The organism is Novosphingobium aquiterrae (assembly GCF_042434435.1).
GTDB lineage: Bacteria > Pseudomonadota > Alphaproteobacteria > Sphingomonadales > Sphingomonadaceae > Novosphingobium > Novosphingobium aquiterrae.
Genome location: NZ_JBHLTL010000011.1, coordinates 483,766 through 507,865 on the forward strand (window position 1 = coordinate 483,766; position 24,100 = coordinate 507,865).

The window sequence follows — 24,100 nt, forward strand, 5'->3', positions numbered from 1 at the left end:
GGGGATGAGAATGGCAGGCGTACTTTCCGGAGTGACGGTGATCGAATTGGCCGGGATCGGCCCGGGGCCGTTCACTGGCATGATGCTGGCCGACCACGGCGCACGGGTAATCCGGGTCGAACGTCCCGGCACCAGCGGCCGTTTCGGCGATGGCGGCAACCGCGACATCCTCAACCGCAACCGCGAACGGATCGAACTCGACCTCAAGGATCCCGGGGCAATCGCGCAGCTCAAGGAGCTGGTGAAGGACGCCGATGCCCTGATCGAAGGCTATCGTCCCGGCGTGATCGAGCGGATGGGGATCGGCCCCGACGTGCTGCTGGCGATCAACCCCAAGCTGGTGATCGGGCGGATGACCGGGTGGGGCCAGGACGGGCCGATGGCGCCGCTGGCCGGGCACGACATCAACTACATCGCGCTTTCGGGTGCGCTCCATTCCTATGGCCGCAAGGGCCAGAAGCCGACCTTTCCGGTCAATGCCGTCGGCGATTTCGGCGGCGGCGGGATGCTGCTGGCCTTCGGGGTGGTCGCGGCGATCCTCCACGCCCGCGGCGGCGGGCCGGGCCAGGTGGTCGATTGCGCGATGGTCGATGGGGCGGCGATTCTGTCGGCGATGACCTATACGTTCCTCGGCAACGGCCAGTGGAGAGACGAGCGTGGGGTCAACCTGCTCGATTCGGGTTCGCACTTCTACGACACCTACGAAACCAGCGACGGCAAGTGGATCTCGCTCGGCTCGATCGAGCCGCAGTTCTATGCGCTGCTGATGGAAAAGACCGGGCTGGCCGACGATCCCGACTTTGCCCAGCAGATGAACCCGGCCAAGTGGGACAATCTCAAGGACCGGATGACCGCGCTGATCCTGACCAAGACCCGTGACGAATGGTGCGCGATCATGGACGGCACGGATATCTGCTTTGCTCCGGTGCTGAGCCTCCGAGAAGCGCCGCAGCACCCGCACAACGTGGCGCGCGGCACTTTTGTCGAGGATGGCGGCATGGTTCAACCTGCACCGGCCCCGCGATTTTCCGCAACGCCTGCCGCGGTGCCGAAGCTGGCGGGGCGTTGATCCGGTTGCCCTGAGGGGAGAAGCAGGGGATAGCGCGGCATATGGGCGCATTTTCCCGCATTGATCCGATGGTCCGGCTGCTGCTGGTGGCGATTGCCCTGGCCTTCGTCCTGCCGGTGCACGGCGCGGCGCAGGCGGCGGCGCAGTTCGTCGCCAATGCCGCGGTGTTCCTGCTGTTCTTCCTCAACGGCCTGCGGTTGCCGCGGCATGAGGTGTGGGCAGGAATGGGCAATCACCGGCTGCTGTGGCCACTGGTCGCCTGGGTGTTCGGTGCCATGGCGCTGGCCGGCTGGCTGGTCTGGCAGGCCGGGGAGGGGTGGATGCCGCCGCTGATCGCGCTGGGATTCCTCTACCTGGGGTGTCTGCCGTCGACCGTGCAGTCGGCAACGGCCTATTCGTCGCTGGCCGGGGGCAATGTCGCCAGTTCGGTGGTCGCGGCGGCGCTGCTCAACATCCTCGGCGTGTTTATCACCGCGCCGTTGTTTTCACTGCTGGCGGGCGGGCACGGCGGGGGCTTCCATGCCGATGGATTGATCAAGGTGATCGCGATCCTGCTGTTGCCCTTCGTGCTGGGCCAGGCCTTGCAGGGTCAGCTGGGCGGCTGGGTCAAGGGGCACCGACCGCTGATCACCTGGATGGACCGCAGTTCGATTGCGATCGCGGTCTATGTGGCGTTCTCGGGCGCGGTTGCGCAGCGCTTCTGGATGCGGGTCGACGCGGGCGGCTGGCTGTGGCTGGCTGGCGGCACGGCGCTGCTGCTGGTGATCGGGCACTTGGGAGCCTGGCTGCTGGGCGGCGCGCTGCGCCTCGACCCGGCCAACCGCCGCACCATGCTGTTTGCCGGCGCGCAAAAGAGCATTGCGATGGGCGCGCCGTTGGCAACGGTGCTGTTCGCTCCGGCTGCGGCTGGAATCGTGCTATTGCCGATCCTGCTTTACCACTTGGCGCAGCTGGTGATCGCCGCGCCGCTTGCTGCCCGGCTCAATCGGCCCTGATCGCGGCGTCCAGTTCGGCGTCGGGATTGCGGCGATTGTGCCGCACCGACCACCACAGCGACAACCCGATCAGCACCGCACCGATCAGTCCGGTCACAGACTCGGGAATGTGGAACCGCGCCGACAGCAGCATGATCGCGCCCAGCACGATGATCGCCCAGAAGGCGCCGTGTTCAAGATAGCGATATTCGGCCAAGGTGCCCTGCTTGACCAGGTGGATGGTCATCGAACGCACGAACATCGCGCCGATCGACAAACCAAGCGCAATGATCACCATGTTGTTGGACAAGGCAAATGCGCCGATCACGCCGTCGAAGCTGAACGAGGCATCGAGCACGTTAAGGTAGAGAAACCCGCCCAGACCGGAGCGAACGATCTGCCCGTTGACCGCCATGGCCTCGTCGCGCATTTCCAGGATCGTGCTGATCGCTTCCACCGCGATGAAGCTGACCAGGCCGAGCGTTCCCGAAACCATGAAGGTCAGCGCCTCGTCAGGGGGAAGCATGCGCGAAATCAGGTAGAGCACCACCAGCAGCAGCGCGATTTCCGCGGCCTTGATGCTGGAAACCAGCGCCAGCTTCTGCTCGATCCACTTGAGCCAGTGGATTTCCTTTTCCCCGTCGAAGAAGAACGACAGGCCGACCATGGCCAGGAAAGCGCCGCCAAAGCCGGCAATGCCGACATGGGCGCTGCTGACGATCTTCTCGTACTCGGCCGGATTGTTCAGCGACAGCTTGAGAGCGTCGACCGGGCCAAGCCCGGCAGCAACGGCGACGATCGCCAGCGGGAAGACGATGCGCATGCCGAACACGGCAATCACCATGCCCCAGGTCAGAAAGCGCTTTTGCCAGATGTCGTCCATATCCTTCAGCACCGCGGCGTTGACGACAGCGTTGTCGAACGACAGCGACACTTCGAGGATCGCCAGGACGACGATGATCCACAGCATCGAGGCAGTTGCCGCCAGGTTCCCGCTTTGCGACCAGCCGTACCACGCGCCCAGCACGAGGCAGGCGATCGTGAACAGGATCGAGCCCTTGTAAAATCGCATCAACATTGCATTGCCCTGTTTATCTGTAGTGACGCAGCCCGCACGAAAGCTGCCTATTTCGGTTGATAGGTTTGTTCGACGCCGGGAAACGCGCGGGTCCGCACTTCGGTTGCATAGCGCTGCGCGGCACCCGAAATCGTTTCGGCGATATCTTCGTAGCGCTTCACGAACCTGGGGACGCGTTCGAACATGCCCAGCATATCCTCGGTCACCAGCACCTGGCCATCGCACTGGTTGGATGCGCCGATGCCGATCGTCACGCAGGATACTGCCTTGGTCGCTTCGATCGCGATCGGTTCGACCACGCCTTCGATGACAATCGCGAAGGCGCCGGCCTGGTCCAGCGCGACGGCGTCTGACACGATTTTCTTCGCCTCGGCCTCGCTGCGGCCGCGGGCATTGTAGCCACCCAGGGTATTGACCGCCTGCGGGGTCAAGCCGACGTGGCCCATCACCGGAACGCCGCGCTGCGTCAGGAACGCCACCGTCTCGGCCATCACCGCCCCGCCTTCCAGCTTGACCGCGGTGCAGCCGGTTTCGGCAAGGACCCGCGCGGCACTGGTCAGGGCTTGTTCGGGTGACCGTTCATAGGTGCCGAACGGCAAGTCGACCACGACCACCGCGTGATAGGATCCGCGCACCACCGCCGCACCGTGCGCGATCATCATGTCCAGCGTCACCTGCAGGCTGCTGGGCAGACCATAGATCACCTGGCCAAGTGAATCGCCGCACAGCAGCAGATCGCAGTGTGCGTCGAGCAATTGCGCCTGCCGCGCGGTATAGGCCGTCAGCATCACGACCGGGTCGGCCGTGACGCCGTCCTGCTTGCGCTGGCGGATCGTCGGGATCGACAGCCGCCGCAGCGGAGAGGGCGTGGGATGCGCGCGGCTGGTCGCGGTGTCGAGCTGATAGGTCGTGGACATGGGGAGGGGCCATAGCCGAGGCCGATAAGCTGGGGAAGGCTTGGCGTTTAGCGCTTGCCATACCGGGCCGTGCCGCTAGCTTCCGCGACCAGGAAAAGACAAGCGGTCGCGCGCGGTAATCCGACGATGCGTCCGCCAGATTAGGGGAATTGCATGTTCGGCCGCGTAAAATCGCTGGATGCCATTTTGGCAACCGCCGAAAAGAAATCACTTCACCGGTCCTTGGGCGCCTTTCAGCTGACGATGCTGGGCATCGGCGCCGTCATTGGCACCGGGATCTTCGTTCTTACTGCAGAAGCCGCGCAAAAGGCTGGCCCGGGGATGATGGTCAGCTTCATCATCGCCGGTTTCGTCTGTGCCGTAGCAGCACTGTGCTATGCCGAAATGGCCGCGATGGTGCCGGTTTCGGGCTCTGCCTATACTTACAGCTATGCGGTGATGGGCGAACTGATCGCCTGGATGGTCGGCTGGGCGCTGATCCTCGAATATGCGGTCGCCGCCGGCGCGGTCAGCGTCGGCTGGTCCGGCTATGTCGTCGGGCTGATCGAGAACGCCTTGCACATCGATATCCCGGATCTGCTGGTCCGCGGGCCTTACGATGGCGGGATGATCAACCTGCCGGCCATGCTGATTGCCGGCCTGGTGACCTGGTTGCTGGTCATCGGCACCAAGGAAAGCGCCACCGTCAACGCCGCGCTGGTCACGATCAAGGTGCTGGCGCTGACGGTCTTCGTCATCCTGGCCCTGCCGGTGATGAAGATGGAGAATTTTGAGCCGTTCTCGCCGCTGGGCTTCAGCGGCATCGGCGCTGCCGCGGCGTCGATCTTCTTCGCCTATGTTGGTTTCGACGCGGTCTCCACCGCGGCGGAGGAAACCAAGAATCCGCAGCGCAACATGCCGATCGGGCTGATCGGCAGTCTGGGGATCTGCACCATCTTCTACCTGCTGGTCGCCGCCGGCGTCATCGGTTCGGTGGGCGCGCAGCCGGTCCTCAGCGGTCCGGGCGTCGGGCTTGAGCCGGGCAGCCGCGAGCTGGCCGCGCAATGCGCCGCCATGGGCGACCAGGCGGTCGTCTGTTCGAAGGAAGCCCTGGCCTGGACCCTGCGCGAAATCGGCTGGCCGCAGATTGGCAACCTGATCGGCCTTGCCGCCGGTCTGGCCCTGCCTTCGGTCATTCTGATGATGATGTTCGGCCAGACCCGCATCTTCTTCGTGATGAGCCGCGACGGTCTGCTGCCCGAAGTGTTCTCGAAGATCCATCCGCGCTACAACACGCCGGCTACGATCACGATCATCACCGGGGTGGCCGTGGCGCTGTTCTCGGCCTTCTTCCCGGTCGGGCTGCTGGCCAACATCTCCAACTCGGGGACACTGTTCGCCTTTGCCGCGGTGTCGATCGCCGTGCTCGTCATCCGCCGCACCGACCCCAGCCGGCACCGTCCGTTCCGGACCCCGGCGATCATGCTGACCGCGCCGCTGTCGCTGCTCGGCTGCCTCTATCTGTTCTACAAGCTCGACGTGAAGAGCCAGATGCTGTTCGTGGTCTGGGCGGTGATCGGATTGATCGTCTATTTCACCTACAGCCGCAGCCGCAGCCACGTGGGCCGCGGTCTGGTCGAGGTGCACGAGGCCGATGCCGATGCGCCGCAGCAGCCTGTGCCGCCGGTCCCGTCGCTGCGTGATGAGGACTGACCGGAGGGTCGTTCTTCAAAGTTCACCCCTGAAGGGCCGCTTCCATCCGGAAGCGGCCCTTCTTTTTTGCTTGTCAGGATCGGACTGTCAGAGGCTGACCTCGGCATATCCGCCCTTGATGTCGTCACGCACGTTCATGCCCAGGGCCATCTTGGCGACGTTGATCACGCCCATTTCGCCCGACCAGATCGACGCGTCGCCCAGGTCCATGCGCAGTAGCAGGGCGCTGGCCTTGCCTTCGGGGAACCAGGCCGCGACGAAGTTGTTCCACAGCGCGTCCTTGCGCTCCGGGCTGGTTTCTTCGGTCAGCGTGCCGGCAAAGCGGGCGAACAGGTCGTGGCCCTTGCTGGCGTAATTGGCGGTGGCCGGGCCCATTTTGGCAAAGCGGTTGTCGTGGCTGGTGAAGAACCAGATTGCGCTGTTGGCATCCTTGTCGAGCTGCGCGGTCATCGGCGCGGCGCTGTCGGGATCGGCGTCAAGCTGCAGCATGACATAGGACGAAGCGCCCATCGCCTTCCAGAACTTGTCTTTCAGTTCCTCGGGGTTGCCCTGGTCGTAATTCATGATCGTCTCCTGCATGGGGGTAAGGATGTAACGACGGAGCGCGGGGCAGGGTTCCCGTGCCCTTTGGGGAAGGTAGGGTTGGGGAAGGCGGTCTTGCGAATCGCTTTGTATGAGAACATAAAGCGAACATAGATTCGCCCATGGTTACGCCCACGCCCCTTGCCGCCTTTGCGCGCCGTCCCGCCTTGCCGCCTGCCGGAGCCATGCCTGCGGCTATCCGTCGCTGGCAGCCGGGCGGGGCGGACGGTGCCCTGCATGGCGAGATTTTCGCCTCCTCGCGCGAGGGCGGGGGCGGCGGCCTGGCCCTGGCCCTGATGCTTGACCGGATCGCTGCACAGGCGACCGATCCCTGCGCCGACACGCCCGATCAGCGGGCCTGGCTGTGGGTCCAGGACGCCCAGGCACTGCGGCTTGGCGGGCGGCCCTATCGCCCTGGACTGCCGGCAGGACTGCGCCACCGGCTGATCCACGTCGCCGCCAAAAGCCCCGAAGATGCGCTGTTCGCACTGGAGGAGGGGCTGCGCTGCCGCGACCTGGCCTTCGTCATCGGCGAAGTAACCGGCAATCCCCGCGCGCTCGATTTCACCGCCTCGCGCCGGCTCAGCCTGACGGCAGAGCGCCACGGGGTGCCGCTGTGGCTGGTCCGGCTCGATGCCCGGCGTGACCTGTCCTCGGCGCGGCAACGGTGGGAAGCGCGGGCTGCACCCAGTCAGTCGCCACGCTGGAATGCGCAGGCCCCCGGCAATGCGGCGTGGCAGGCTGAACTGTTCCGGGCACGCGCTCATCCGCCAGGACAATGGCTGCTCGACGATGCCGCAGGGCGGCTGACACTGCACGATGGCCCGGCTACGGCCACGCGCCACCTTTTCTGATCCGCCATGGCACGGCGCATTCTGGCGATCTGGCTCGCCCGTCTGGCGATCGAACGCTGGGCCTTGACCAATTCCCCTGCAGACACCGCTCCGCTGGTACTGATTGCCGATACGGCGCACGGCCCGCGCATCACCGCCGCGACCCGGACCGGGCTGGACGCCGGCGCGCGGCCCGGCATGATGCTGGCCGATGCCCGGGCGCTGTGTCCATCGCTGGCGGTCGCGCCGGCCGATCCTGCGGGTGATCTGACCTTTCTGGAGAACCTCGCGCTGTGGGCGCAGCGCTGGGGGCCGTGGTCGGCGCTTGATCCGCCCGATGGGCTGCTGATCGACGTCACCGGGGCGGCGCACCTGTTCGGGGGAGAAGCGGCGCTGCTTGCCGATGCCCGCGCCCGCCTGGCAGCGCGCGGGCTGTCGGCGCGGCTGGCGATCGCCCCCACCGCCGGGGCGGCCTGGGCACTGGCGCATCACGGAGCGGATTGCGCGATCATGGAACCCGGCGACAGTCTGCACGATCTGCCGGTTGCGGCACTGCGGCTTGATCCCGCCGTGTTGACCGTGCTGCGGCGGCTGGGGCTGAAGCGTATCGGCGACCTTTCGGGGGTGGCGCGCGATGCCCTGGCGCGGCGCTTTCGCAGTGCCCATGCCCCGGCGGCCAACCCGCTGATCCGGCTCGACCAGCTGCTGGGGCGGGTGCCCGAGCCATTGCTGCCGGTGGTCAGTGTCGCGGTGCCGCTGGTCCAGCGCCGGCTGATGGAGCCGATCCGCCATCGCCCCTTGCTCGATCAGGTGCTGGGCGATCTTTGCGCCGACATGGCGCGGCTGCTTGAAGGACGGGCAGAAGGCGCGCGGCGGTTCGAACTGGGGCTGTGGAAGGTCGATGGTGAAGTGGTCGTGCGGCACCTCGAACTGGCTGCCGCCAGCCGTGACGGTGCCCATATGGCAGGATTGTTCGGGCGCAAGCTTGACGATGTCGATGCCGGCTTCGGGATCGAACTGGCCCGCCTGCGCGCACCCTGGACCGAACCGATGGCTCTGGCGCAAAAGGATTTTGAAGCTGCAGCAGAAACGCGCGGTACCAGCCTGGCGGCCTGCATCGACCGGCTCAGCGTCCGCTTGGGGGCAGAGGCAATACGGCGTCCGCTGCTGCGCGCCAGCCACATTCCCGAACGCGCCCAGCGCTGGAGTGCGCCGCTGGAGGCGGGCGGGGCCGAGCAGGAATGCCTGGCCTTCCACGCCCGCCCGCTCAAGCTACTCGACCGGGCCGAGCCGATCGCGGTGCTCTATGCCACCCCCGATGGCCTGCCGCGGCGCTTTCGCTGGCGCGGCGAAGTGCACGAGATCGCCCGCGCCGAAGGGCCCGAACGCATCGCCCCCGAATGGTGGCGCGAACGCGGAACCGTGCGGTTGCGCGATTACTATCGGGTCGAGGACGGGGACGGGCGGCGCTACTGGATCTACCGCCACGGCCTGTCGGGCGACGGCCGCGGCGGCAATCCGGAGTGGTACCTGCAAGGGCTCTACGGCTGAGCTGCGGAGCGCCCCGTATGGCGCGACCGCAAACCCTTCCGCGGACGGGAAGGCAGAAAGCCCTCGTCAAGCCCAGTTTGGGAACATATAAGGAACAAATGTCGCAACCAAGTCTGATCGAACGCCTGGGAATCCTCGCCGATGCCGCCAAATACGATGCCTCATGCGCCTCGTCGGGCACGGCCAAGCGCACCAGCAAGGGCGGCAAGGGCGTGGGTTCGACCGAGGGGATGGGGATCTGTCACGCCTATGCCCCGGACGGGCGCTGCATCTCGCTGCTCAAGATCCTGTTGACCAACCACTGCGTGTTCGATTGCCACTATTGCATCAACCGCAAGAGCTCGAACGTGCGCCGCGCCCGGTTCACCCCGCAGGAAGTCGCCGACCTGACGCTGTCGTTCTACAAGCGCAATTATATCGAGGGGCTGTTCCTCTCCTCGGGCATCGTCAAGAATTCCAGCCACACGATGGAGCAGCTGATCGAAACCGCACGAATCCTGCGCGAGGAGCATGATTTTCGCGGCTACATCCACCTCAAGACTATCCCCGAGGCCGAGCCCGAACTGGTCCACCGCGCCGGGCTCTATGCCGACCGCGTCTCGATCAATGTCGAGCTGCCGACCGTGGCCGGGCTGACCCGGCTGGCGCCGGACAAGGACGCCGGGGTGATCGAAGGGGCGATGGGTGACGTCAAGGCGTCGATCGTCGAGGCCAGGGATGCGAAGAAGCGCTTCAGGTCGGCCCCGCGCTTTGCCCCGGCCGGGCAATCGACCCAGATGATCGTCGGCGCTGATGGGGCCAGCGATGCCGCGATCGTCGACAAGGCCAGCGCGCTGTATGGCAGTTTCGGCCTGCGCCGGGTCTACTATTCGGCCTTCAGCCCGATCCCCGATGCCAGCGCGGTGCTGCCGCTGCAGCGCCCGCCGCTGATCCGCGAGCACCGACTGTACCAGTCGGACTGGCTGATGCGGTTCTATGGCTTCGCCCCGCACGAGGTGCGGCAAGCCGCCGACGAGGCGGGGATGCTGCCGCTCGATATCGATCCCAAGCTGGCCTGGGCGCTCAAGTTTCGCGAGCAGTTTCCGGTCGACGTCAACCGCGCCCCGCGTGAGGCGCTGCTGCGCGTGCCTGGCCTTGGCATCCGCGCGGTCGGGGCGATCCTGGCGGCGCGGCGGCAGCGCACATTGCGGCTGGGTGACGTCGCCAAGCTGACCGTCTCGGTGGCGAAAGTGCGCCCGTTCATCGTGGCTGCCGACTGGCGTCCGGTGCTGCTGACCGACCGTGCCGATTTGAAAGCCCTGGTCGCGCCGAAGCGGACCGAGCAGCTCGAGCTGTTCGCGGCATGACCCAGCTGTTCCGCGACGCCCGCAGCGGTGATGCCTGTGCGGTGGCTTTGAGCGCCCCCGACGATTTCACCGGTTGGCGCGAACAGGCACGCCGCCTCGTGATGGCTGAAGTGCCGCCCGACCGGGTGGTCTGGCAGGTCCCGGGCGAGGGCGGGGACGACCTGTTTGCCGGGCCCGGCACGGCGCGCCGCCTGCCCACGCCGCCCCGCGATGCCCTGCCGCCGCGGGTGCCGCGCGCCTTCCTCGATCTGGCGGGCAAGGCGGCGCTCCATTCTGATCCGCAGCGCTATGCCTTGCTTTACCGTTTGCTGTGGCGGCTTCAGTCCCGGTCCGGGCTGACGGAGGACGGTGCCGACGATGATGTGCGCCGCTTGGCCCTGCTGGCGCGCACCGTGCGCCGCGACATCCACAAGATGCGCGCCTTCGTCCGCTTCCGCGTGATCCAGAGCGATGCGGGCGAACGCTATGTCGCGTGGTTCGAGCCCGAGCACCACATCCTGCGCGCCAATGCGGCGTTCTTCGTCAGCCGCTTTACCCAGATGAACTGGACGATCCTGACCCCGCAGGGTTCACTCGACTGGGATGGCGCGGTGCTGCGCGAAGGTCCGCCCGCGGCGCGCGGCGATGCCCCCGCCGAGGATGCGGCCGAGGACCTGTGGAAGACCTATTACGCATCGATCTTCAATCCGGCGCGGCTGAAGATCGGCGCAATGCTCAAGGAAATGCCCAAGCGCTATTGGAAGAACATGCCCGAGGCGGCGCTGATCCCCGATCTGATCGCCGGCGCCCAGGCGCGCGAGGCGCAGATGGTCGAGAGCGGGGCAGCGCTGTTCACCGAAGCGCGGCCTGCCAGTCTGGAGGCGATCGCTGCGGGCATTTCGGCCTGCACCCGCTGCCCGATCGGCTGCAACGGCACGCGCGCGGTGGCGGGCGAGGGGCGCAGCGATGCCGCGCTCATGATCGTCGGCGAACAGCCGGGCGACAGCGAGGAGCAGGCCGGGCGGCCTTTTATTGGCCCCGCCGGGCAGGTGCTGCGCAGTCACCTCGACCAGGCCGGGATCGATCCCGCGCAGGTCTGGCTGACCAACGCGGTCAAGCACTTCAAATTCGTCATGCGCGCGCCGTCCAAGCGGCGGCTGCACCAGAGCCCTGCGGCCCGCGAAATCGACACCTGCCGCTGGTGGGTCGAAAGCGAACGCCTGCTGGTGCGCCCGAAACTGGTGCTGGCACTGGGGGCCAGCGCGGCACGGTCGGTGCTGGGCAAGACCGTCAGCGTGCAGAAGGTGCGCGGCGCAGCCATGCCGCTGGAGGGCGGGGCAGAGCTGTGGATCACCACGCATCCGTCCTACCTGCTGCGGCTCGACGACGATGCCCGCGCGGCGGAAGAGGCGCGTTTTGCCGCCGATCTGCGCAGCGTTGCGGCGCGGCTGGCGGAGCTGACAGGGTGAACCATGCCCGAAGCTGCGCTCACCCCTGAACGCCGCCGGGTGGAGCAGACCCTGCCGCCGCCCGATGCACCGGCCCCTTTCGTCGAGCTGGGGCTGGTCAGCTGCTTTTCGTTCCTGCGCGGCGCATCGGACGCGGTCGATCTCGCCACCACGGCGCGGGCGCTGGGCTATGACGCGCTGGGCATTGCCGATGCCAACACCATGGCCGGGGTGGTGCGGCTGCACAGCGAAGCGCGGGCGCTGGGGCTGCGCCCGGTCATCGGCTGCCGGATCGAGACCACCGAGGGGCTGGCCTTCCTCGCCTATCCGCAGGACCGCCAGGCCTATGGCCGGCTGTGCCGGCTGATCTCGGCCGGGCGCATGGCGACGCCCGAGGGCGAATGGCAGGACAAGGGCGCCTGCGATATCACTCTGGCCATGCTCGCGGCGCACAGCGAAGGCGTCCACCTGGTGCTGGTGCCGCCAGACAATCCCGATGCGGAACTGGCGATCGAGATCGAAAGCAACGTCGTCGCCTTGCGGGGTGAAGCGGAGCAGCAAGGGACGGCTGCGTTTCGCGCCGCGCTCCCCGGACTTCTGCCCCACCTGACCGCGCAGCTTCCCACGCTGCGCCACCTTGCCGCGAGCTATCTCTACACCGGCGACGACCTTGCCCGCATCGCCCGGCTCGACGATCTGGCCCGCGCCAATGGGCTGGTCATGCTTGCCACCAATCTGCCGCACTACCACGCCCCGCAGCGCCGCCCGCTGCACGACGTGATGACCGCGATCCGCCACAAGACCACGGTGGCCGCCGCCGGTCATCTGCTCGAGGCGAATTCGGAGCGTCATCTCAAGGGGCCGGAGGAAATGGCCCGGCTGTTCGCGCGTTGGCCCCACGCACTGCAGGCGGCGCGCGATCTGGCCGATATGTGCACGTTCAGCCTGGAGGAACTGCGCTACGAATACCCCGAAGAAACCTGCCCCGACGGTCTCGATCCGCAGCAGCATCTCGATAACCTGACCTGGGAAGGCGCGGCGCGGCGCTATCTCTCGGGCGTGCCGGACAGTGTCGCCGATACGCTGCGCCGCGAGCTGGCGCTGATCGGCAAGCTCGACCTCGCACGCTACTTTCTGACCATCAAGGATATCGTTGATTTTGCGCGTAATCAGGATCCGCCGATTCTGTGTCAGGGGCGCGGATCGGCGGCCAATTCGGCGGTATGCTATTGCCTGGAGATCACCGCAGTCGATCCCGCGCGCCATGCCCTGCTGTTCGACCGGTTCATCTCCGAGGAGCGCAAGGAGCCGCCCGATATCGACGTCGATTTCGAACACGAGCGGCGCGAGGAGGTGATCCAGTACATCTACCAGCGCTATGGCCGTCACCGCGCCGGGCTCTGCGCCACGGTGATCCATTACCGCCCGCGCATGGCGATCCGCGAGGTCGGCAAGGCCATGGGCCTCAGCGAAGACGTCACCACCGCGCTCGCCAAGACTGTGTGGGGCGGGCACGGCCGCTCGATCAAGGAGGCCCATGTCGAAAGCGAGGCGGGCATGGACCTCAGCGATCCGCACCTCAGACGGGTTCTTGCACTAACCGAGCAAATGATTGGTATGCCTAGGCATCTGTCCCAGCACGTCGGTGGGTTCATCCTGACCCAGGGCCTGCTGACCGAAACCGTGCCGATCGGCAACGGGGCGATGCCCGAACGCACCTTCATCGAATGGGACAAGGACGATATCGATGCGCTAGGCATCCTCAAGGTCGATGTCCTGGCGCTGGGCATGCTCACCTGCATCCGCAAATGCCTCGACCTGCTCGGCGCGCACCACGGCCAGAACTTGACCCTGGCGACGGTGCCGAAGGAGGACCCGGCGGTCTACGACATGCTGTGCAAGGGCGATTCGCTCGGCGTGTTCCAGGTCGAAAGCCGCGCGCAGATGAACATGCTACCGCGGCTGCGCCCGCGCCAGTTCTACGATCTGGTGATCGAGGTGGCGATCGTCCGGCCGGGGCCGATCCAGGGCGACATGGTCCACCCTTACCTCAAGCGCCGGCGCGGGGCCGAGCCGGTCGAGATCCCCGCGCCCGGGTCCGAACACGGCCCGCCGGACGAGCTGACCTCGATCCTCGGGCGCACGCTGGGGGTGCCGATTTTCCAGGAACAGGCGATGAAGATCGCGCTCGACGCGGCGCAGTTCTCGGCGCTTGAGGCCAATCGGCTGAGGAAGGCGATGGCGACCTTCCGCAGCCGCGGGATGGTCCACGAACTCGAAGAGATGATGGTCGGGCGAATGATCGCGCGCGGCTATGACCCCGATTTCGCGGTGCGCTGCTTCAACCAGATCAAGGGCTTTGGCGAATACGGCTTTCCCGAAAGCCACGCCGCCAGCTTCGCCCTGCTGGTCTATGTCTCATCGTGGCTGAAGTGCCATTTCCCGGCTGCTTTCGCCGCCGCCTTGCTCAATTCGCAGCCGATGGGTTTCTACGCCCCGGCCCAGATCGTGCGCGATGCCCGCGAACATGGCGTCATGGTGCGGCCGGTCGATGTCAACCACAGTGGCTGGGACAACACGCTGGAACAACAGGGGGCGGGCGTCGCCCTGCGCCTGGGTCTGCGCCAGGTCGACGGCTTCCCCGAAGTTGCCGCCGCGCGGATCGTTGCGGCGCGGGCGGAGGGCGGGTCGTTCCGCGATGTCCGCGAGCTCAAGGAACGCGCCGGGCTGACTCCGGCGCTGATCGAGCGGCTGGCCAGCGCCGATTGCCTTGGCTCGCTGGGCCTCAGCCGCCGCCAGGCGCTGTGGGATGCGCGCAGCCTGATCGCCGCGCCCGACCTGCCGCTGTTCGCTGCCGCCGCCGCGCGCGACGAGGGCGCCGAACGCACCCTGACCCGCCTGCCGCAGATGCCGCTAAGCGAGGAGGTGGTCGCCGACTATCAGACCCAGCGGCTCAGCCTGAAGGCGCATCCGATGGCCTTCCTGCGCGCTGGCCTGGGTGAACGCGGCTTTGTCCGGGCGAGCGAGCTGAGGGAACGCAAATATCGCAGCCAGGTCCAGGTCGCCGGGGTGGTCCTTATCCGTCAGCGTCCCGGTAGCGCCAAGGGGGTGTGCTTCATCACGCTGGAGGACGAGACCGGGGTGGTCAACCTGGTGATCTGGCCCGACCTGATGGAAAAGCAGCGCAAGGTGATCATGGGCGCACGGCTGATCGAGGTGCGCGGGCGGGTGGAATATGATGACGAGGTGATCCATGTCATCGCCCAGAACCTGACTGACGCCACGGCGGCGCTGCACGCGCTGTCCGACGATCTGCTGAACGCCCCGGTGGCGCGCGCCGATCATGTCAAAGCGCCGCTGCCCTCACGCGCCCAAGCTCCCGATTTCGAGCCCCCAGGCCCGGGCAATCGCGATTGCGGCTGGCGCGGCGGGCACCCGCGCGATGCGCGGATCATTCCCAAGTCGCGCGACTTTCATTGATTGCGCTGGTGCCAGCCCCTGCTAGCCTGCATGCAACAGGGAGAACCGCCATGCAGCTTCGCGCCGCGCTGACCGTCATCGCCATCGGCCTCGCCGCACCGCTTGCCGCCAAGCCCCTGCCGCTCCCCCCGGCAATCTACACCGATCCGGTGCACGACAAGGCCAACCCGGCGCGGATGGAGACCCTGCACGTGCCGAGCGGCGGGGTGACGATCAATGGTATAGCCTACCTTGCCGCGGGCAAGGGACCGCATCCCACGTTGGTGATTTGTCACGGCTGGCCAGGCAACGAGAAAAACCTCGACCTGGCCCAGGCCGTCCGCCGCGCGGGCTGGAACGCGGTGACCTTCAACTACCGCGGGTCGTGGGGCAGTCCGGGCAGCTTCCGCTTCGCCCAGAACCCCGACGATGCTCAGGCGGTGATCGCCCTTCTGCGGGATCCTGCCAACGCGGCGAAGCTGGGGATCGATCCCGCCAGGATTGCGATTATCGGGCACTCGATGGGCGGCTGGGTCAGCGCAACAGTCGGCGCGCGCGATCACCGCCTGCTCGGTGCCGGGCTGATTTCCGCCGGGAACATGGGGATCCTCAAGGGGCTGCCGCGCGATGCGCTGGTCAAGGAATCGGCCTCGAACGCCGAAACCCTGGCCGATACCTCGCCCGAACGGATGGCTGACGAGCTGATCTCAGCCCCGGACTGGTTCGATTTTCGCAATGGCGCTGCGGCCCTGGCCGACCGGCCGTTCCTGGCGCTGACCTCTGACGACGGGCTGGCCGGCCATACCGACGATCTGGTCAAGGCGATCCGGGCGCGTGGCGGGCGGCGCGTGACGGCCTATCACGCCCCCACCGATCACGGCTGGTCGGACCGACGCATCGACCTCGAGGGCCATGTCATTCGCTGGCTCGCCACCCTGACGCCGCCGCGAAAGTAGCGCTCAGACCGCTTCGAGTGCGTAGCCTGCCGAGCGGACCGTTCGTACCGGATCGGCCACGCCGGGCAATTCGATACCCTTGCGCAGACGGCGAATGTGGACATCGACCGTGCGCAGCTCGATATCGCTATCGGTGCCCCACACCGCGTCGAGCAGTTGCCCGCGGCTGAACACCCGGCCGGGATGCTCCATGAAGAACTTGAGCAGGCGGAACTCGGTCGGGCCCAGCGATACGACCTGGCCCTTGCGCGTGACCTTGTGGGCCGTGGCATCGAGTGAAAGATCGCCCACGGTCAGGACTTCGCCGGCCAAGGCAGGGCGAATGCGGCGCATGATTGCATTGACCCGGGCGATCAGCTCGCGCGGGCTGAACGGCTTGGTGACATAGTCGTCAGCGCCGGTGTCGAGCCCGCGGATCTTGTCATCCTCGGCCCCGCGTGCGGTCAGCATCACGATCGGCACATGCGCCGTGGCCTTGTCGCGGCGCAGGCGGCGGCACACTTCGATCCCGCTGGTGCCTTCGATCATCCAGTCGAGCACGACCAGATCGGGCGCCTGTTCCGTCGCAAACAGCAGCGCCTCGTCACCGTCGGGCGTCGCGGTTACCGCGTAGCCCTCGGCGGTGAAGCGAAACTCGAGCAGTTCGGCCAGGGCCGGATCGTCTTCGACCAGCAGCAGGCGCGGGGCACCCATGTCAGGCGCCCGTCCTGTCTTCCCGGTCGGTCAGATAGGATCCGGTCGCCGCGTAATAGACCATCTCGGCCACGTTGGTGGCGTGATCGCCGATCCGCTCAATGTTGCGGGCCACGAACAACAGCTGCGCCGCACTTGAAATCGTCGCAGGATTTTCCATCATGTGGCTGACAAGGTTGCGAAAAATGCTTTCATAGAAAGCGTCGACCTTGTCATCGCGGGCAACCACTTCGGCGGCCAGTTCGGCGTCTCGCGCGGCGTAGGCGGTGAGCACGTCATGGACCATCTCGCTGGCCAGCTCGGCCATGGCGGGGATCAGGGTCAGCGGCTCGAACTGGCGGCGCCCCTGGATCTTGCCGGTGCTCTTGGCGATGTTCTTGGCATAGTCGCCGATACGTTCGACCACGCCGGCGATCTTCAGCGCGGCAATCACTTCGCGCAGATCGTCGGCCATCGGCGCGCGCAGGGCGATGATCCGTACGGCAAGACGGTCGATCTCAGCCTCGAGCGAATCGATCCGCTTGTCGCGCGCCACCACGCCGTCGGCCAATTCGCGATTGCCCTTGACCAGCGCACTCATCGCCTCGCCGATCGAAACTTCGGCCAGGCCGCCCATTTCGGCGATCAGGCCGCGCAGGCGGGTGATGTCCTCGTCGAAGGCCTTGACGGTGTGTTCCTGTGCCATGTCAGCCGTACCTTCCGGTAATGTAGTCCTTGGTCCGTTCTTCACGCGGGTTGGTGAAGATATCGGAGGTTTTCCCGTATTCGACCATCCGGCCGAGGTGGAAAAACGCCGTGCGCTGTGACACGCGTGCAGCCTGCTGCATCGAATGAGTAACGATGACGATGGCGTAATTGCCTCGCAATTCGTCGATCAGCTCTTCAATGCGCGCTGTGGCAATCGGGTCGAGCGCCGAGCACGGTTCGTCCATCAGGATCACTTCAGGATCGACCGCGATGGCGCGGGCAATGCACAGGCGTTGCTGTTGGCCGCCCGAAAGCGCGGTTCCGCTGTCTGCGAGGCGATCCTTCACTTCGTCCCATAAGCCAGCGCGGCGCAGCGACCGCTCTACGATTTCGTCCATCTCGGACTTGCTTGCGGCAAGCCCATGGATCCGCGGGCCATAGGCGACATTCTCGAAGATCGACTTGGGGAAGGGGTTGGGCTTCTGGAAGACCATGCCGACCCGGGCGCGCAGCTGCACCACGTCCATACTGGACTTGTAGATGTCGACGCCGTCCAATGCGATGTCGCCTTCGACCCGGGCCCCGGCGATCGTGTCGTTCATGCGGTTGAGCGTACGCAGAAAGGTCGACTTGCCGCAGCCCGAAGGGCCGATGAAGGCCGTGACATATTTGGCACTGATGTCGATCGAGACGTCATCGATCGCGCGCTTGTCGCCATAATAGACGAAGACATTGCGCGCCGTGATCTTGGCGTCGACGGAATCAAGATTGTCGTGCGTGGTCATTACCAGCGTTTCTCAAAGCGGTTGCGGAGATAGATGGCCAGGCCATTCATCACCAGCAGGAACAGCAGAAGGACGATGATCGCGGCAGAGGTCCGTTCGACAAAGCCACGGTCGATTTCGTCCGACCACAGGAAGATCTGCACCGGCAGAACCGTGGCAGGCGAAGTGAAGCCGTCAGGCGGGCTGGCGACAAAGGCGCGCATCCCGATCATCAGAAGCGGCGCGGTTTCGCCCAGCGCGCGGGCCATGCCGATGATCGTCCCCGTCAGGATGCCAGGCAGGGCCAGGGGCAGGACGTGATGGAATACCGTCTGCACGCGGCTTGCCCCGACAGCAAGCGCGGCATCGCGGATCGAAGGTGGCACAGCCTTGATCGCGTTGCGTCCCGAAATCACGATGACCGGCATGGTCATCAGCGCCAGAGTCATCCCCCCGATCAGCGGAGCCGAGCGGAAGTTCGGAAAAAGCGCCAGGAACACGGCAAGCCCAAGTAGCCCGAAGATGATCGACGGAACCGCGGCAAGGTTGTTGATCGATACCTCGATCAGATCGGTCCAACGGTTCTTGGGGGCATATTCTTCAAGATAGACTGCGGACAGCACGCCCACCGGAAAGGCGAGGGCAAGCGTGACCAGCATGGTCAGCATCGAGCCCTTGAGTGCCCCCCAGATGCCCACTTCCTGGGCACCGGTGGCATCGCCGCGCGACAGGAAGCCCCAGTCAAAGGCCCGGACCAGCTTGTTGTCGCGCTGCAAGCTGCTGGCCAGGCTGCGCAAATCCTGCTGACCGTCGCCCCGCGCAGCAGCGGCCAGATCGTCGCTTGCGGGCAGCGATGCATCAAGCTTGCCGGTCAGGCGCGCGGGATCGGCAATCAGGGCCTTGCCCACCTCTCGCCAAGCGCCATCCTGGATCTGGGCGGCACCGGCATCTCCCAGTTCCTTTGCCGCGGCAAATGCTACGACATCTTTCAGCCCGGCACCTTCCAGCGCTTGCATGGCACCGGGACTTTGCAGCTGTGCCGGATCGATCGTCAGCAGCCCGGTCGAGAAATCGATCGGGAATCGTACCTCGGTCCGCTTGAACCCGCCAAGTGCATTGGCTGTCATGGTCAGCAGCAGGAACGCGAGCACCAGGGCCGAGAACATGACCGCGATCATGCCCAGCGCCTTGAAGCGACGTTCGGCGGCATAGCGCCGCTTCAGGCGCGCAGCGACGGCAGCGTCGTGCATGTAGGAAGCAGGCTTATTCATAGGCCTCACGGAAGTGTTTGACGACGCGCAGGGCGATGAAGTTGAGCGTCAACGTCACCAGGAACAGCACCATGCCCAGCGCAAAGGCGGATAGCGTGGCGGGATGGTCGAAGCTGCCTTCCCCGGTGAGCATGGCAACGATCTGGAAGGTCACCGTGGTCATCGATTCGAACGGATTGCCGCTGAGCCGGGCGGTCGCCCCTGCGGCCATGACGACGATCATCGTCTCGCCAATCGCGCGGCTGACTGCCAGCATGATTCCCGCGACGATGCCAGGCAAGGCCGCCGGAATCAGCACACGCTTGATCGTTTCGGACTTGGTTGCACCCATGGCTAGGCTGCCATCACGCATGGCCTGGGGCACTGCGGCAATTGAATCGTCGGCCATAGAAGAGACGAACGGGATGATCATGATGCCCATGACCAGCCCCGCGGCCAGCGCGCTTTCGCTCGACGCGCTGGAAATGCCGATCGCCTTGCCGAAATCACGGATCAGCGGGGCAACGGTCAGTGCGGCAAAATAGCCGTAAACGACTGTCGGCACACCGGCGAGGATTTCCAGCAGCGGCTTCATCCATTTGCGCACTGTTGGCGAGGCATATTGCGTCAGGAAAATCGCGCTCATCAGGCCGAGTGGAATGGCGACCGCCATGGCAATGATCGCCCCGATGTAGATCGTGCCCCAGAACAGCGGCACGGCGCCGTAGACGTTTTGGTTGGACGCACCTGGATCGGACATTGGGTCCGGGCTCCAGTGGGTGCCGAACAGGAAATCCAGCGGACTGACGATCTGGAAAAAGCGCGCCGTTTCGAACACGAGCGAGGCGACGATCCCGAAGGTGGTGAAGATCGCCACGAGCGATGCCGCCATCAGTCCCACCATCACCGCCCGTTCGACGCGGGTTCGCGCGGTGAATTGCGGGCGCAGCCGGGTAAAGGCGTAGAAACCGCCGGCCGCAGCCAGCAACAGGGTAACGACAAGGCCGATCAGCGAGAATTGGTTGAGGGCGACACGAAACGGCTCAACCAGAGGGGCGCTGCCGCTTTGGAAGCCCGCAGTGGCGCTACCGCCAGCAATCGCTTGCGCCTCGGCCAGGATCGAATCGCGCTGTATACCGAAGGCGGGAAGCGCTGCGGCCGCCGGATCGATCAGCACCTTGGCCAGGACCAGGCGTGGACTGACGGCGCTCCATATCGCGGCGAACAGCAGGGCCGGCACCGCAGCCCACAAGGCGACGTACCAGCCGTGATAATTGGGAAGCGAGTGCAGTTCGTCGCCCTGCGCGCGCGCAGACTTGCGCATGGCCCAGGCACGTGAACGTGCCGCCAGCCATCCGATTAGCCCCAGTCCCAGGGCAAGCAGTATCGGAATGGCTGGCGGCATTGGTGGTGTCAGAACTTTCTTTGGGCGATTCGGCCGGCTTTTACTTCAGGCTAGCCGGATCGAGCAGCGAGAAGTCAGCGGCTGTCTTGGCGCTCTGCGCAAGAATAGCATCAGGCGCAACCACCATGCCCTGCTTGGCGAGCAGGCCGTCCTTGCCCCAACTCTTGGCCCATTCGGCAACGAATTCCTTCAGGCCCTTGATCGCTTCAAGGTGGGCAACCTTGACATAGATATAGAGCGGGCGGGCACCGGGATAGCTGAAGTCCGAAATGGTCGCATAGGTCGGGGTCACGCCGTTCATGGTCAGGCCCATCAGCTTGTCGGCGTTTTCTTCGAGGTACGAGAAGCCGAAGATGCCGATCGCCTTGGGATTGGCTTCCAGCTTCTGCACGATCAGGTTGTCGTTTTCGCCCGAGTCGACATAGGCACCATCGCTGCGCACTTCGCCGCAGACCTTGTCATGCTTGTCCTTGTCGCTGTCCTTCAATGCTTTCATCTCGGCATTGGCGTCGCAGCCCTTGGCCAGGATCAGTTCCTTCAGCGCATCGCGCGTACCCGAGGTGCTGGGCGGACCGTAAACCAGGATCGGTTCGGCCGGAAACGCCGGGTTGACGTCCTTCCAGGTCTTGGCGATGTTGGGCTTGCCATAGGGATTGGCGGCCAGCGCCTTGTAGACGTCTTCGGGGGTCAGCTTGAGGCCGAGACCGCCCTTGGCTTCGGCAAAGGCCACACCGTCAAGTCCGACCTGGATTTCGGCAATCTTGTCGACGCCGTTCTTGGCGCAATCTTCGTATTCGGACTTCTTCATGCGGCGCGATGCGTTTTCGATATCAGGGAACGAGACGCCCACGCCGCTGCAGAACAGCTTCATGCCCGCGCCGGTGCCGGTCGATTCAATGATTGGCGACTTGATCGCAGTGTTCGACTTGGCCAGCGAATCCGCGACGGCCTTGGCGAAGGGATAGACGGTGGAGGAACCGACAGCGCGAATCTGATCGCGCGAAGAGCTTTGCGCGCCGCCGCAGGCAGCAAGCAGGGCAGTGGCCGAAACCGCGGAAACAATGGAAAGCAGCTTGGTGTTCATGACGATTCTCTCGTTGCCTGATATTGTCGCTGCTCTGGCTCTTTTTCGTGACAGATTCGTGACAAGGTGTGTCAGCATGATGGCAGTCCGATGTCACACGGCTCATGTCATAACGGTGTCGAAAATTTGGCACAATACGTCACAGAACTGTCACAGATCTGACTTAGTGGCCGCGACAGACCTTCCGATCGGGGACCAATCCATGCGTATCACCAAGCTTGCTGCCGTTGCCGCTCCTCTGGCCTGTCTTGCCACGCCAGCCATGGCCGATGAAGACACGCAGTACTGGCAAACGGCGAATGTCAGCGTGGCACTTTCACCGACCGTCCGCGTCTCCAACGAGCTGGTAGCGCGGAGCAGCGAAGCACGCGGGTTCTATGAGCTCGAGAATGTCACGATGCTCAACTACAAGGTGACCAAGCAGATCACGATAGCGGCAGGATATGTCCACAACCCGACCTATCTGCACGGCGACTTCGCCGCAATGGAGCGTCGCGCCCGCGAACAGGTGACCTATGACAACTTCGCCAAGCTGGGTCCGGTCAAGCTGACCGGCCGCATCCGGATGGAGCAGCGTTGGCGCGACAATGTCGCCGGAACCGGATGGCGGCTGCGCCCCTTTCTGAAGGTGAGCATGCCGCTGATCGGCAAGGCCAGCCTGAACTTGACCCACGAGAGCTTCATCAACCTCAACACCACGACCTTCCAGAAGGTCGATGGCTATGATCGGATGCGCAATGCGGTGTTCGTTTCGGCACCGCTCAACAAGCAAGTCAGCGTCGACTTCGGCTATCTCAATCAGCTCGGCATTGTCCGCGGCGGTGCCGACAAATCGGACCATGTCATCACGGCCGGGGTCTCGGCAAATTTCTAGGCGGCAGCGTCGGTCAGCGCGGGCAGGGTGACGCTCACCTGCGTTCCTTCGCCAACGGTGCTGTTGATGTCGAGCGCTCCACCATGCCGCTCGACGATGTGCTTGACGATCGCCAGACCCAGCCCGGTCCCGCCAGAGGCCCGGCTGCGACCGGGATCGGTGCGATAGAAGCGTCGGGTCAGTAGCGGCAGATGCTCTGGCGCGATACCCGGGCCGCGATCGGCTATGGTCAGAACGAGCTGCCCTGCGGCATTCTTGGCCAGCGCCACAGTGACTGGTTGATCGGGTGCGCCATATTTCAAGGCGTTGTCGATCAGGTTGCGCAGTACCTGCTCCAGCTGACCAGGATCACCGGCAATCGGCGCATTGGCATCAACGGATGCCAGATCGACCCGATCCTTGCCCGGGAGTGAGTTCATTTCGGAAACGACGCGACGCACCAGACTACTCAGGTCGATTGTCTCGTCCGGGCGATCATGTTTCTCCGCCTCGACGTGGCTTAGCGTCATGAGATCCTCAACGAGAGTCAGCATGCGCTTCGCTTCACGTTCGACTATCGCAAGGAAGCGGGTTGTCGCGGCAGCATCGACCGCGGGACCGCCATCGGACAGCGTCTCGACGTAGCCGATTATCGCTGCAAGGGGAGTGCGCAGCTCGTGGCTGGCGTTGGCGACGAAATCGGTATGGGCGCGGCTGACATCGGCTTCGGAGGTCCGGTCAGTCAGTTCGATCATCCAGCGGCGATTGTCGACCCGACGCCGCGTGAGTTGCCACAGGCTGCGCCCACCAGTGAAGCCGGGGATGCTGACGCTTTCGCCATCGGCCATTTCCAGCAAGCGCATCGCATCGGGATGGCGCAATGCGATACGCGCATCCTGACCAACGATATGTGCACCCAATGCCTCGCGCGCGGCTGCATTGGCCACCAGGATGCGGCCGTTCTCCATGATCAGCAACGGCTGACCCAGCGGCTCGATCGTTTCGCGGACGGCATCGCGGGTCAATTCGACGGGATCGATACGCGGCGCGGCAATCTCGGGTTCGGGCATGGCCAGCCACAGGGATCCCAGCCACAGCGACAGGATCGCCAGTGCCACCCAGACGCCGCTACCCGACAGAAGCAGTCCGATAGCGGTCACTGCGGCCAGACTGGCGCTGGGCCATGGCAAGGGTCGCGATCCGCTCATGCCGGGGGCTTCTAGAAAAGCCGCGCGCATCCCGCCAGTCGCAAATGGCAACGCGACGCAGTTTGTCAGAGGATGTCTGCGGCTGGTGACCCCTACGGGAATCGAACCCGTGTTTCAGCCGTGAGAGAGATACCGATTTTTTCGATTCGCATCCGCATGGCTCCACATAAATCATGTTAAATCAGTTATATAGAATTTTCAAGTCCACATGCATCCATCGTCGTACGCATGCTCTTATTTGACGTATATTTGACGACTTTGTATAGTGGGAG

General features: G+C 65.0%; 20 protein-coding genes. 10 read left to right on the forward strand and 10 right to left on the reverse strand.

The genetic code is table 11. The annotated features are described in order from the left end of the window. Positions 1-10 precede the first annotated feature (10 nt). Positions 11-1,069: a CaiB/BaiF CoA transferase family protein gene (locus ACFFF7_RS15835; protein ID WP_379482300.1), complete on the forward strand. Its 1,059-nt coding sequence runs from the start codon at positions 11-13 to the stop codon at positions 1,067-1,069. A gap of 41 nt (positions 1,070-1,110) precedes the next feature. Then, positions 1,111-2,064 (forward strand): bile acid:sodium symporter family protein, encoded by a 954-nt coding sequence (locus ACFFF7_RS15840; protein ID WP_379482301.1) that lies wholly within the window; start codon positions 1,111-1,113, stop codon positions 2,062-2,064. Here the strand turns inward: ACFFF7_RS15840 and ACFFF7_RS15845 are convergent. Both ACFFF7_RS15845 and panB read right to left on the reverse strand, forming a co-directional pair. Next, positions 2,051-3,118: a DUF475 domain-containing protein gene (locus tag ACFFF7_RS15845; protein ID WP_379482376.1), complete on the reverse strand. Its 1,068-nt coding sequence runs from the start codon at positions 3,116-3,118 to the stop codon at positions 2,051-2,053. The genes ACFFF7_RS15840 and ACFFF7_RS15845 overlap by 14 nt on opposite strands. A gap of 50 nt (positions 3,119-3,168) precedes the next feature. Continuing rightward, the gene (gene panB / locus ACFFF7_RS15850) at positions 3,169-4,038 is read right to left on the reverse strand and encodes a 3-methyl-2-oxobutanoate hydroxymethyltransferase (RefSeq protein WP_379482302.1); all 870 of its coding nucleotides are present in this window, start codon (positions 4,036-4,038) and stop codon (positions 3,169-3,171) included. Positions 4,039-4,191: 153 nt separating this feature from the next. On the opposite strand from panB, the gene ACFFF7_RS15855 reads away from it, so the two are divergent. Then, complete coding sequence (locus tag ACFFF7_RS15855) at positions 4,192-5,730, forward strand: amino acid permease (RefSeq protein WP_379482303.1); 1,539 nt, start codon at positions 4,192-4,194, stop codon at positions 5,728-5,730. Positions 5,731-5,817: 87 nt separating this feature from the next. Here ACFFF7_RS15855 and ACFFF7_RS15860 read toward each other — a convergent pair whose 3' ends face one another. Then, positions 5,818-6,294, reverse strand: coding sequence for a pyridoxamine 5'-phosphate oxidase family protein (locus ACFFF7_RS15860; protein WP_379482304.1), 477 nt, complete (start codon positions 6,292-6,294; stop codon positions 5,818-5,820). A 140-nt stretch (positions 6,295-6,434) separates the two neighbouring features. Here ACFFF7_RS15860 and ACFFF7_RS15865 point away from each other — a divergent pair, with 140 nt between their 5' ends. The 6 genes from ACFFF7_RS15865 (at position 6,435) to ACFFF7_RS15890 (ending at position 15,884) form a co-directional block, all read left to right on the forward strand. Continuing rightward, positions 6,435-7,166, forward strand: coding sequence for a hypothetical protein (locus ACFFF7_RS15865; protein WP_379482305.1), 732 nt, complete (start codon positions 6,435-6,437; stop codon positions 7,164-7,166). Positions 7,167-7,172: 6 nt separating this feature from the next. Beyond that, the gene (locus ACFFF7_RS15870) at positions 7,173-8,696 is read left to right on the forward strand and encodes a DUF6504 family protein (protein ID WP_379482306.1); all 1,524 of its coding nucleotides are present in this window, start codon (positions 7,173-7,175) and stop codon (positions 8,694-8,696) included. A 98-nt stretch (positions 8,697-8,794) separates the two neighbouring features. Beyond that, entirely contained in the window at positions 8,795-10,042 is a 1,248-nt protein-coding gene (locus ACFFF7_RS15875; RefSeq protein WP_379482307.1) for a putative DNA modification/repair radical SAM protein, read from the forward strand. Continuing rightward, the gene (locus tag ACFFF7_RS15880; protein WP_379482308.1) at positions 10,039-11,490 is read left to right on the forward strand and encodes a UdgX family uracil-DNA binding protein; all 1,452 of its coding nucleotides are present in this window, start codon (positions 10,039-10,041) and stop codon (positions 11,488-11,490) included. Before ACFFF7_RS15875 ends, ACFFF7_RS15880 begins: the two co-directional genes overlap by 4 nt. Positions 11,491-11,493: 3 nt before the next feature. Beyond that, positions 11,494-14,949 (forward strand): error-prone DNA polymerase, encoded by a 3,456-nt coding sequence (locus tag ACFFF7_RS15885; protein WP_379482309.1) that lies wholly within the window; start codon positions 11,494-11,496, stop codon positions 14,947-14,949. 50 nt (positions 14,950-14,999) lie between these two features. Further along, the gene (locus ACFFF7_RS15890; protein ID WP_379482310.1) at positions 15,000-15,884 is read left to right on the forward strand and encodes an alpha/beta hydrolase family protein; all 885 of its coding nucleotides are present in this window, start codon (positions 15,000-15,002) and stop codon (positions 15,882-15,884) included. Between the two features lie 3 nt (positions 15,885-15,887). Here the strand turns inward: ACFFF7_RS15890 and phoB are convergent, their stop codons facing one another. The 6 genes from phoB to ACFFF7_RS15920 are packed head-to-tail and all read right to left on the reverse strand — an operon-like array spanning position 15,888 to position 21,767. Further along, complete coding sequence (gene phoB / locus ACFFF7_RS15895) at positions 15,888-16,577, reverse strand: phosphate regulon transcriptional regulator PhoB (RefSeq protein WP_379482311.1); 690 nt, start codon at positions 16,575-16,577, stop codon at positions 15,888-15,890. Position 16,578: 1 nt separating this feature from the next. Further along, on the reverse strand, positions 16,579-17,262 hold the full coding sequence (gene phoU, locus ACFFF7_RS15900; protein WP_379482312.1) for a phosphate signaling complex protein PhoU: 684 nt from the start codon (positions 17,260-17,262) through the stop codon (positions 16,579-16,581). A 1-nt stretch (position 17,263) separates the two neighbouring features. Then, positions 17,264-18,049 carry a phosphate ABC transporter ATP-binding protein PstB gene (pstB, locus tag ACFFF7_RS15905; protein WP_379482313.1) on the reverse strand — a complete coding sequence of 262 codons (786 nt, stop codon included), beginning with the start codon at positions 18,047-18,049 and terminating at the stop codon, positions 17,264-17,266. Next, positions 18,049-19,299, reverse strand: a complete 1,251-nt coding sequence (gene pstA, locus ACFFF7_RS15910; RefSeq protein WP_379482314.1) for a phosphate ABC transporter permease PstA — start codon at positions 19,297-19,299, stop codon at positions 18,049-18,051. The genes pstB and pstA overlap by 1 nt, the downstream gene beginning before the upstream one ends. Next, a complete protein-coding gene (gene pstC / locus ACFFF7_RS15915) occupies positions 19,292-20,683 on the reverse strand; it encodes a phosphate ABC transporter permease subunit PstC (protein WP_379482315.1) in 1,392 nt (463 codons plus the stop codon). The genes pstA and pstC overlap by 8 nt, the downstream gene beginning before the upstream one ends. 40 nt (positions 20,684-20,723) lie before the next feature. Then, positions 20,724-21,767: a substrate-binding domain-containing protein gene (locus ACFFF7_RS15920; RefSeq protein WP_379482316.1), complete on the reverse strand. Its 1,044-nt coding sequence runs from the start codon at positions 21,765-21,767 to the stop codon at positions 20,724-20,726. Positions 21,768-21,969: 202 nt separating this feature from the next. On the opposite strand from ACFFF7_RS15920, the gene ACFFF7_RS15925 reads away from it, so the two are divergent. Next, positions 21,970-22,641: a DUF2490 domain-containing protein gene (locus ACFFF7_RS15925; RefSeq protein WP_379482317.1), complete on the forward strand. Its 672-nt coding sequence runs from the start codon at positions 21,970-21,972 to the stop codon at positions 22,639-22,641. Here the strand turns inward: ACFFF7_RS15925 and ACFFF7_RS15930 are convergent. Next, positions 22,638-23,828, reverse strand: coding sequence for a sensor histidine kinase (locus tag ACFFF7_RS15930; RefSeq protein ID WP_379482318.1), 1,191 nt, complete (start codon positions 23,826-23,828; stop codon positions 22,638-22,640). The genes ACFFF7_RS15925 and ACFFF7_RS15930 overlap by 4 nt on opposite strands. Positions 23,829-24,100: the final 272 nt, after the last annotated feature.

Bases quoted from the DNA above. Each gene is read 5' to 3' on its own strand.
- ACFFF7_RS15835 (WP_379482300.1), top strand. From the start codon at position 11: ATGGCAGGCGTACTTTCCGGAGTGACGGTGATCGAATTGGCCGGGATC.
- ACFFF7_RS15840 (WP_379482301.1), top strand. From the start codon at position 1,111: ATGGGCGCATTTTCCCGCATTGATCCGATGGTCCGGCTGCTGCTGGTG.
- panB (WP_379482302.1), bottom strand. From the start codon at position 4,038: ATGTCCACGACCTATCAGCTCGACACCGCGACCAGCCGCGCGCATCCC.
- ACFFF7_RS15855 (WP_379482303.1), top strand. From the start codon at position 4,192: ATGTTCGGCCGCGTAAAATCGCTGGATGCCATTTTGGCAACCGCCGAA.
- ACFFF7_RS15860 (WP_379482304.1), bottom strand. From the start codon at position 6,294: ATGAATTACGACCAGGGCAACCCCGAGGAACTGAAAGACAAGTTCTGG.
- ACFFF7_RS15865 (WP_379482305.1), top strand. From the start codon at position 6,435: ATGGTTACGCCCACGCCCCTTGCCGCCTTTGCGCGCCGTCCCGCCTTG.
- ACFFF7_RS15870 (WP_379482306.1), top strand. From the start codon at position 7,173: ATGGCACGGCGCATTCTGGCGATCTGGCTCGCCCGTCTGGCGATCGAA.
- ACFFF7_RS15875 (WP_379482307.1), top strand. From the start codon at position 8,795: ATGTCGCAACCAAGTCTGATCGAACGCCTGGGAATCCTCGCCGATGCC.
- ACFFF7_RS15880 (WP_379482308.1), top strand. From the start codon at position 10,039: ATGACCCAGCTGTTCCGCGACGCCCGCAGCGGTGATGCCTGTGCGGTG.
- ACFFF7_RS15885 (WP_379482309.1), top strand. From the start codon at position 11,494: ATGCCCGAAGCTGCGCTCACCCCTGAACGCCGCCGGGTGGAGCAGACC.
- ACFFF7_RS15890 (WP_379482310.1), top strand. From the start codon at position 15,000: ATGCAGCTTCGCGCCGCGCTGACCGTCATCGCCATCGGCCTCGCCGCA.
- phoB (WP_379482311.1), bottom strand. From the start codon at position 16,577: ATGGGTGCCCCGCGCCTGCTGCTGGTCGAAGACGATCCGGCCCTGGCC.
- phoU (WP_379482312.1), bottom strand. From the start codon at position 17,262: ATGGCACAGGAACACACCGTCAAGGCCTTCGACGAGGACATCACCCGC.
- pstB (WP_379482313.1), bottom strand. From the start codon at position 18,049: ATGACCACGCACGACAATCTTGATTCCGTCGACGCCAAGATCACGGCG.
- pstA (WP_379482314.1), bottom strand. From the start codon at position 19,299: ATGAATAAGCCTGCTTCCTACATGCACGACGCTGCCGTCGCTGCGCGC.
- pstC (WP_379482315.1), bottom strand. From the start codon at position 20,683: ATGCCGCCAGCCATTCCGATACTGCTTGCCCTGGGACTGGGGCTAATC.
- ACFFF7_RS15920 (WP_379482316.1), bottom strand. From the start codon at position 21,767: ATGAACACCAAGCTGCTTTCCATTGTTTCCGCGGTTTCGGCCACTGCC.
- ACFFF7_RS15925 (WP_379482317.1), top strand. From the start codon at position 21,970: ATGCGTATCACCAAGCTTGCTGCCGTTGCCGCTCCTCTGGCCTGTCTT.
- ACFFF7_RS15930 (WP_379482318.1), bottom strand. From the start codon at position 23,828: ATGAGCGGATCGCGACCCTTGCCATGGCCCAGCGCCAGTCTGGCCGCA.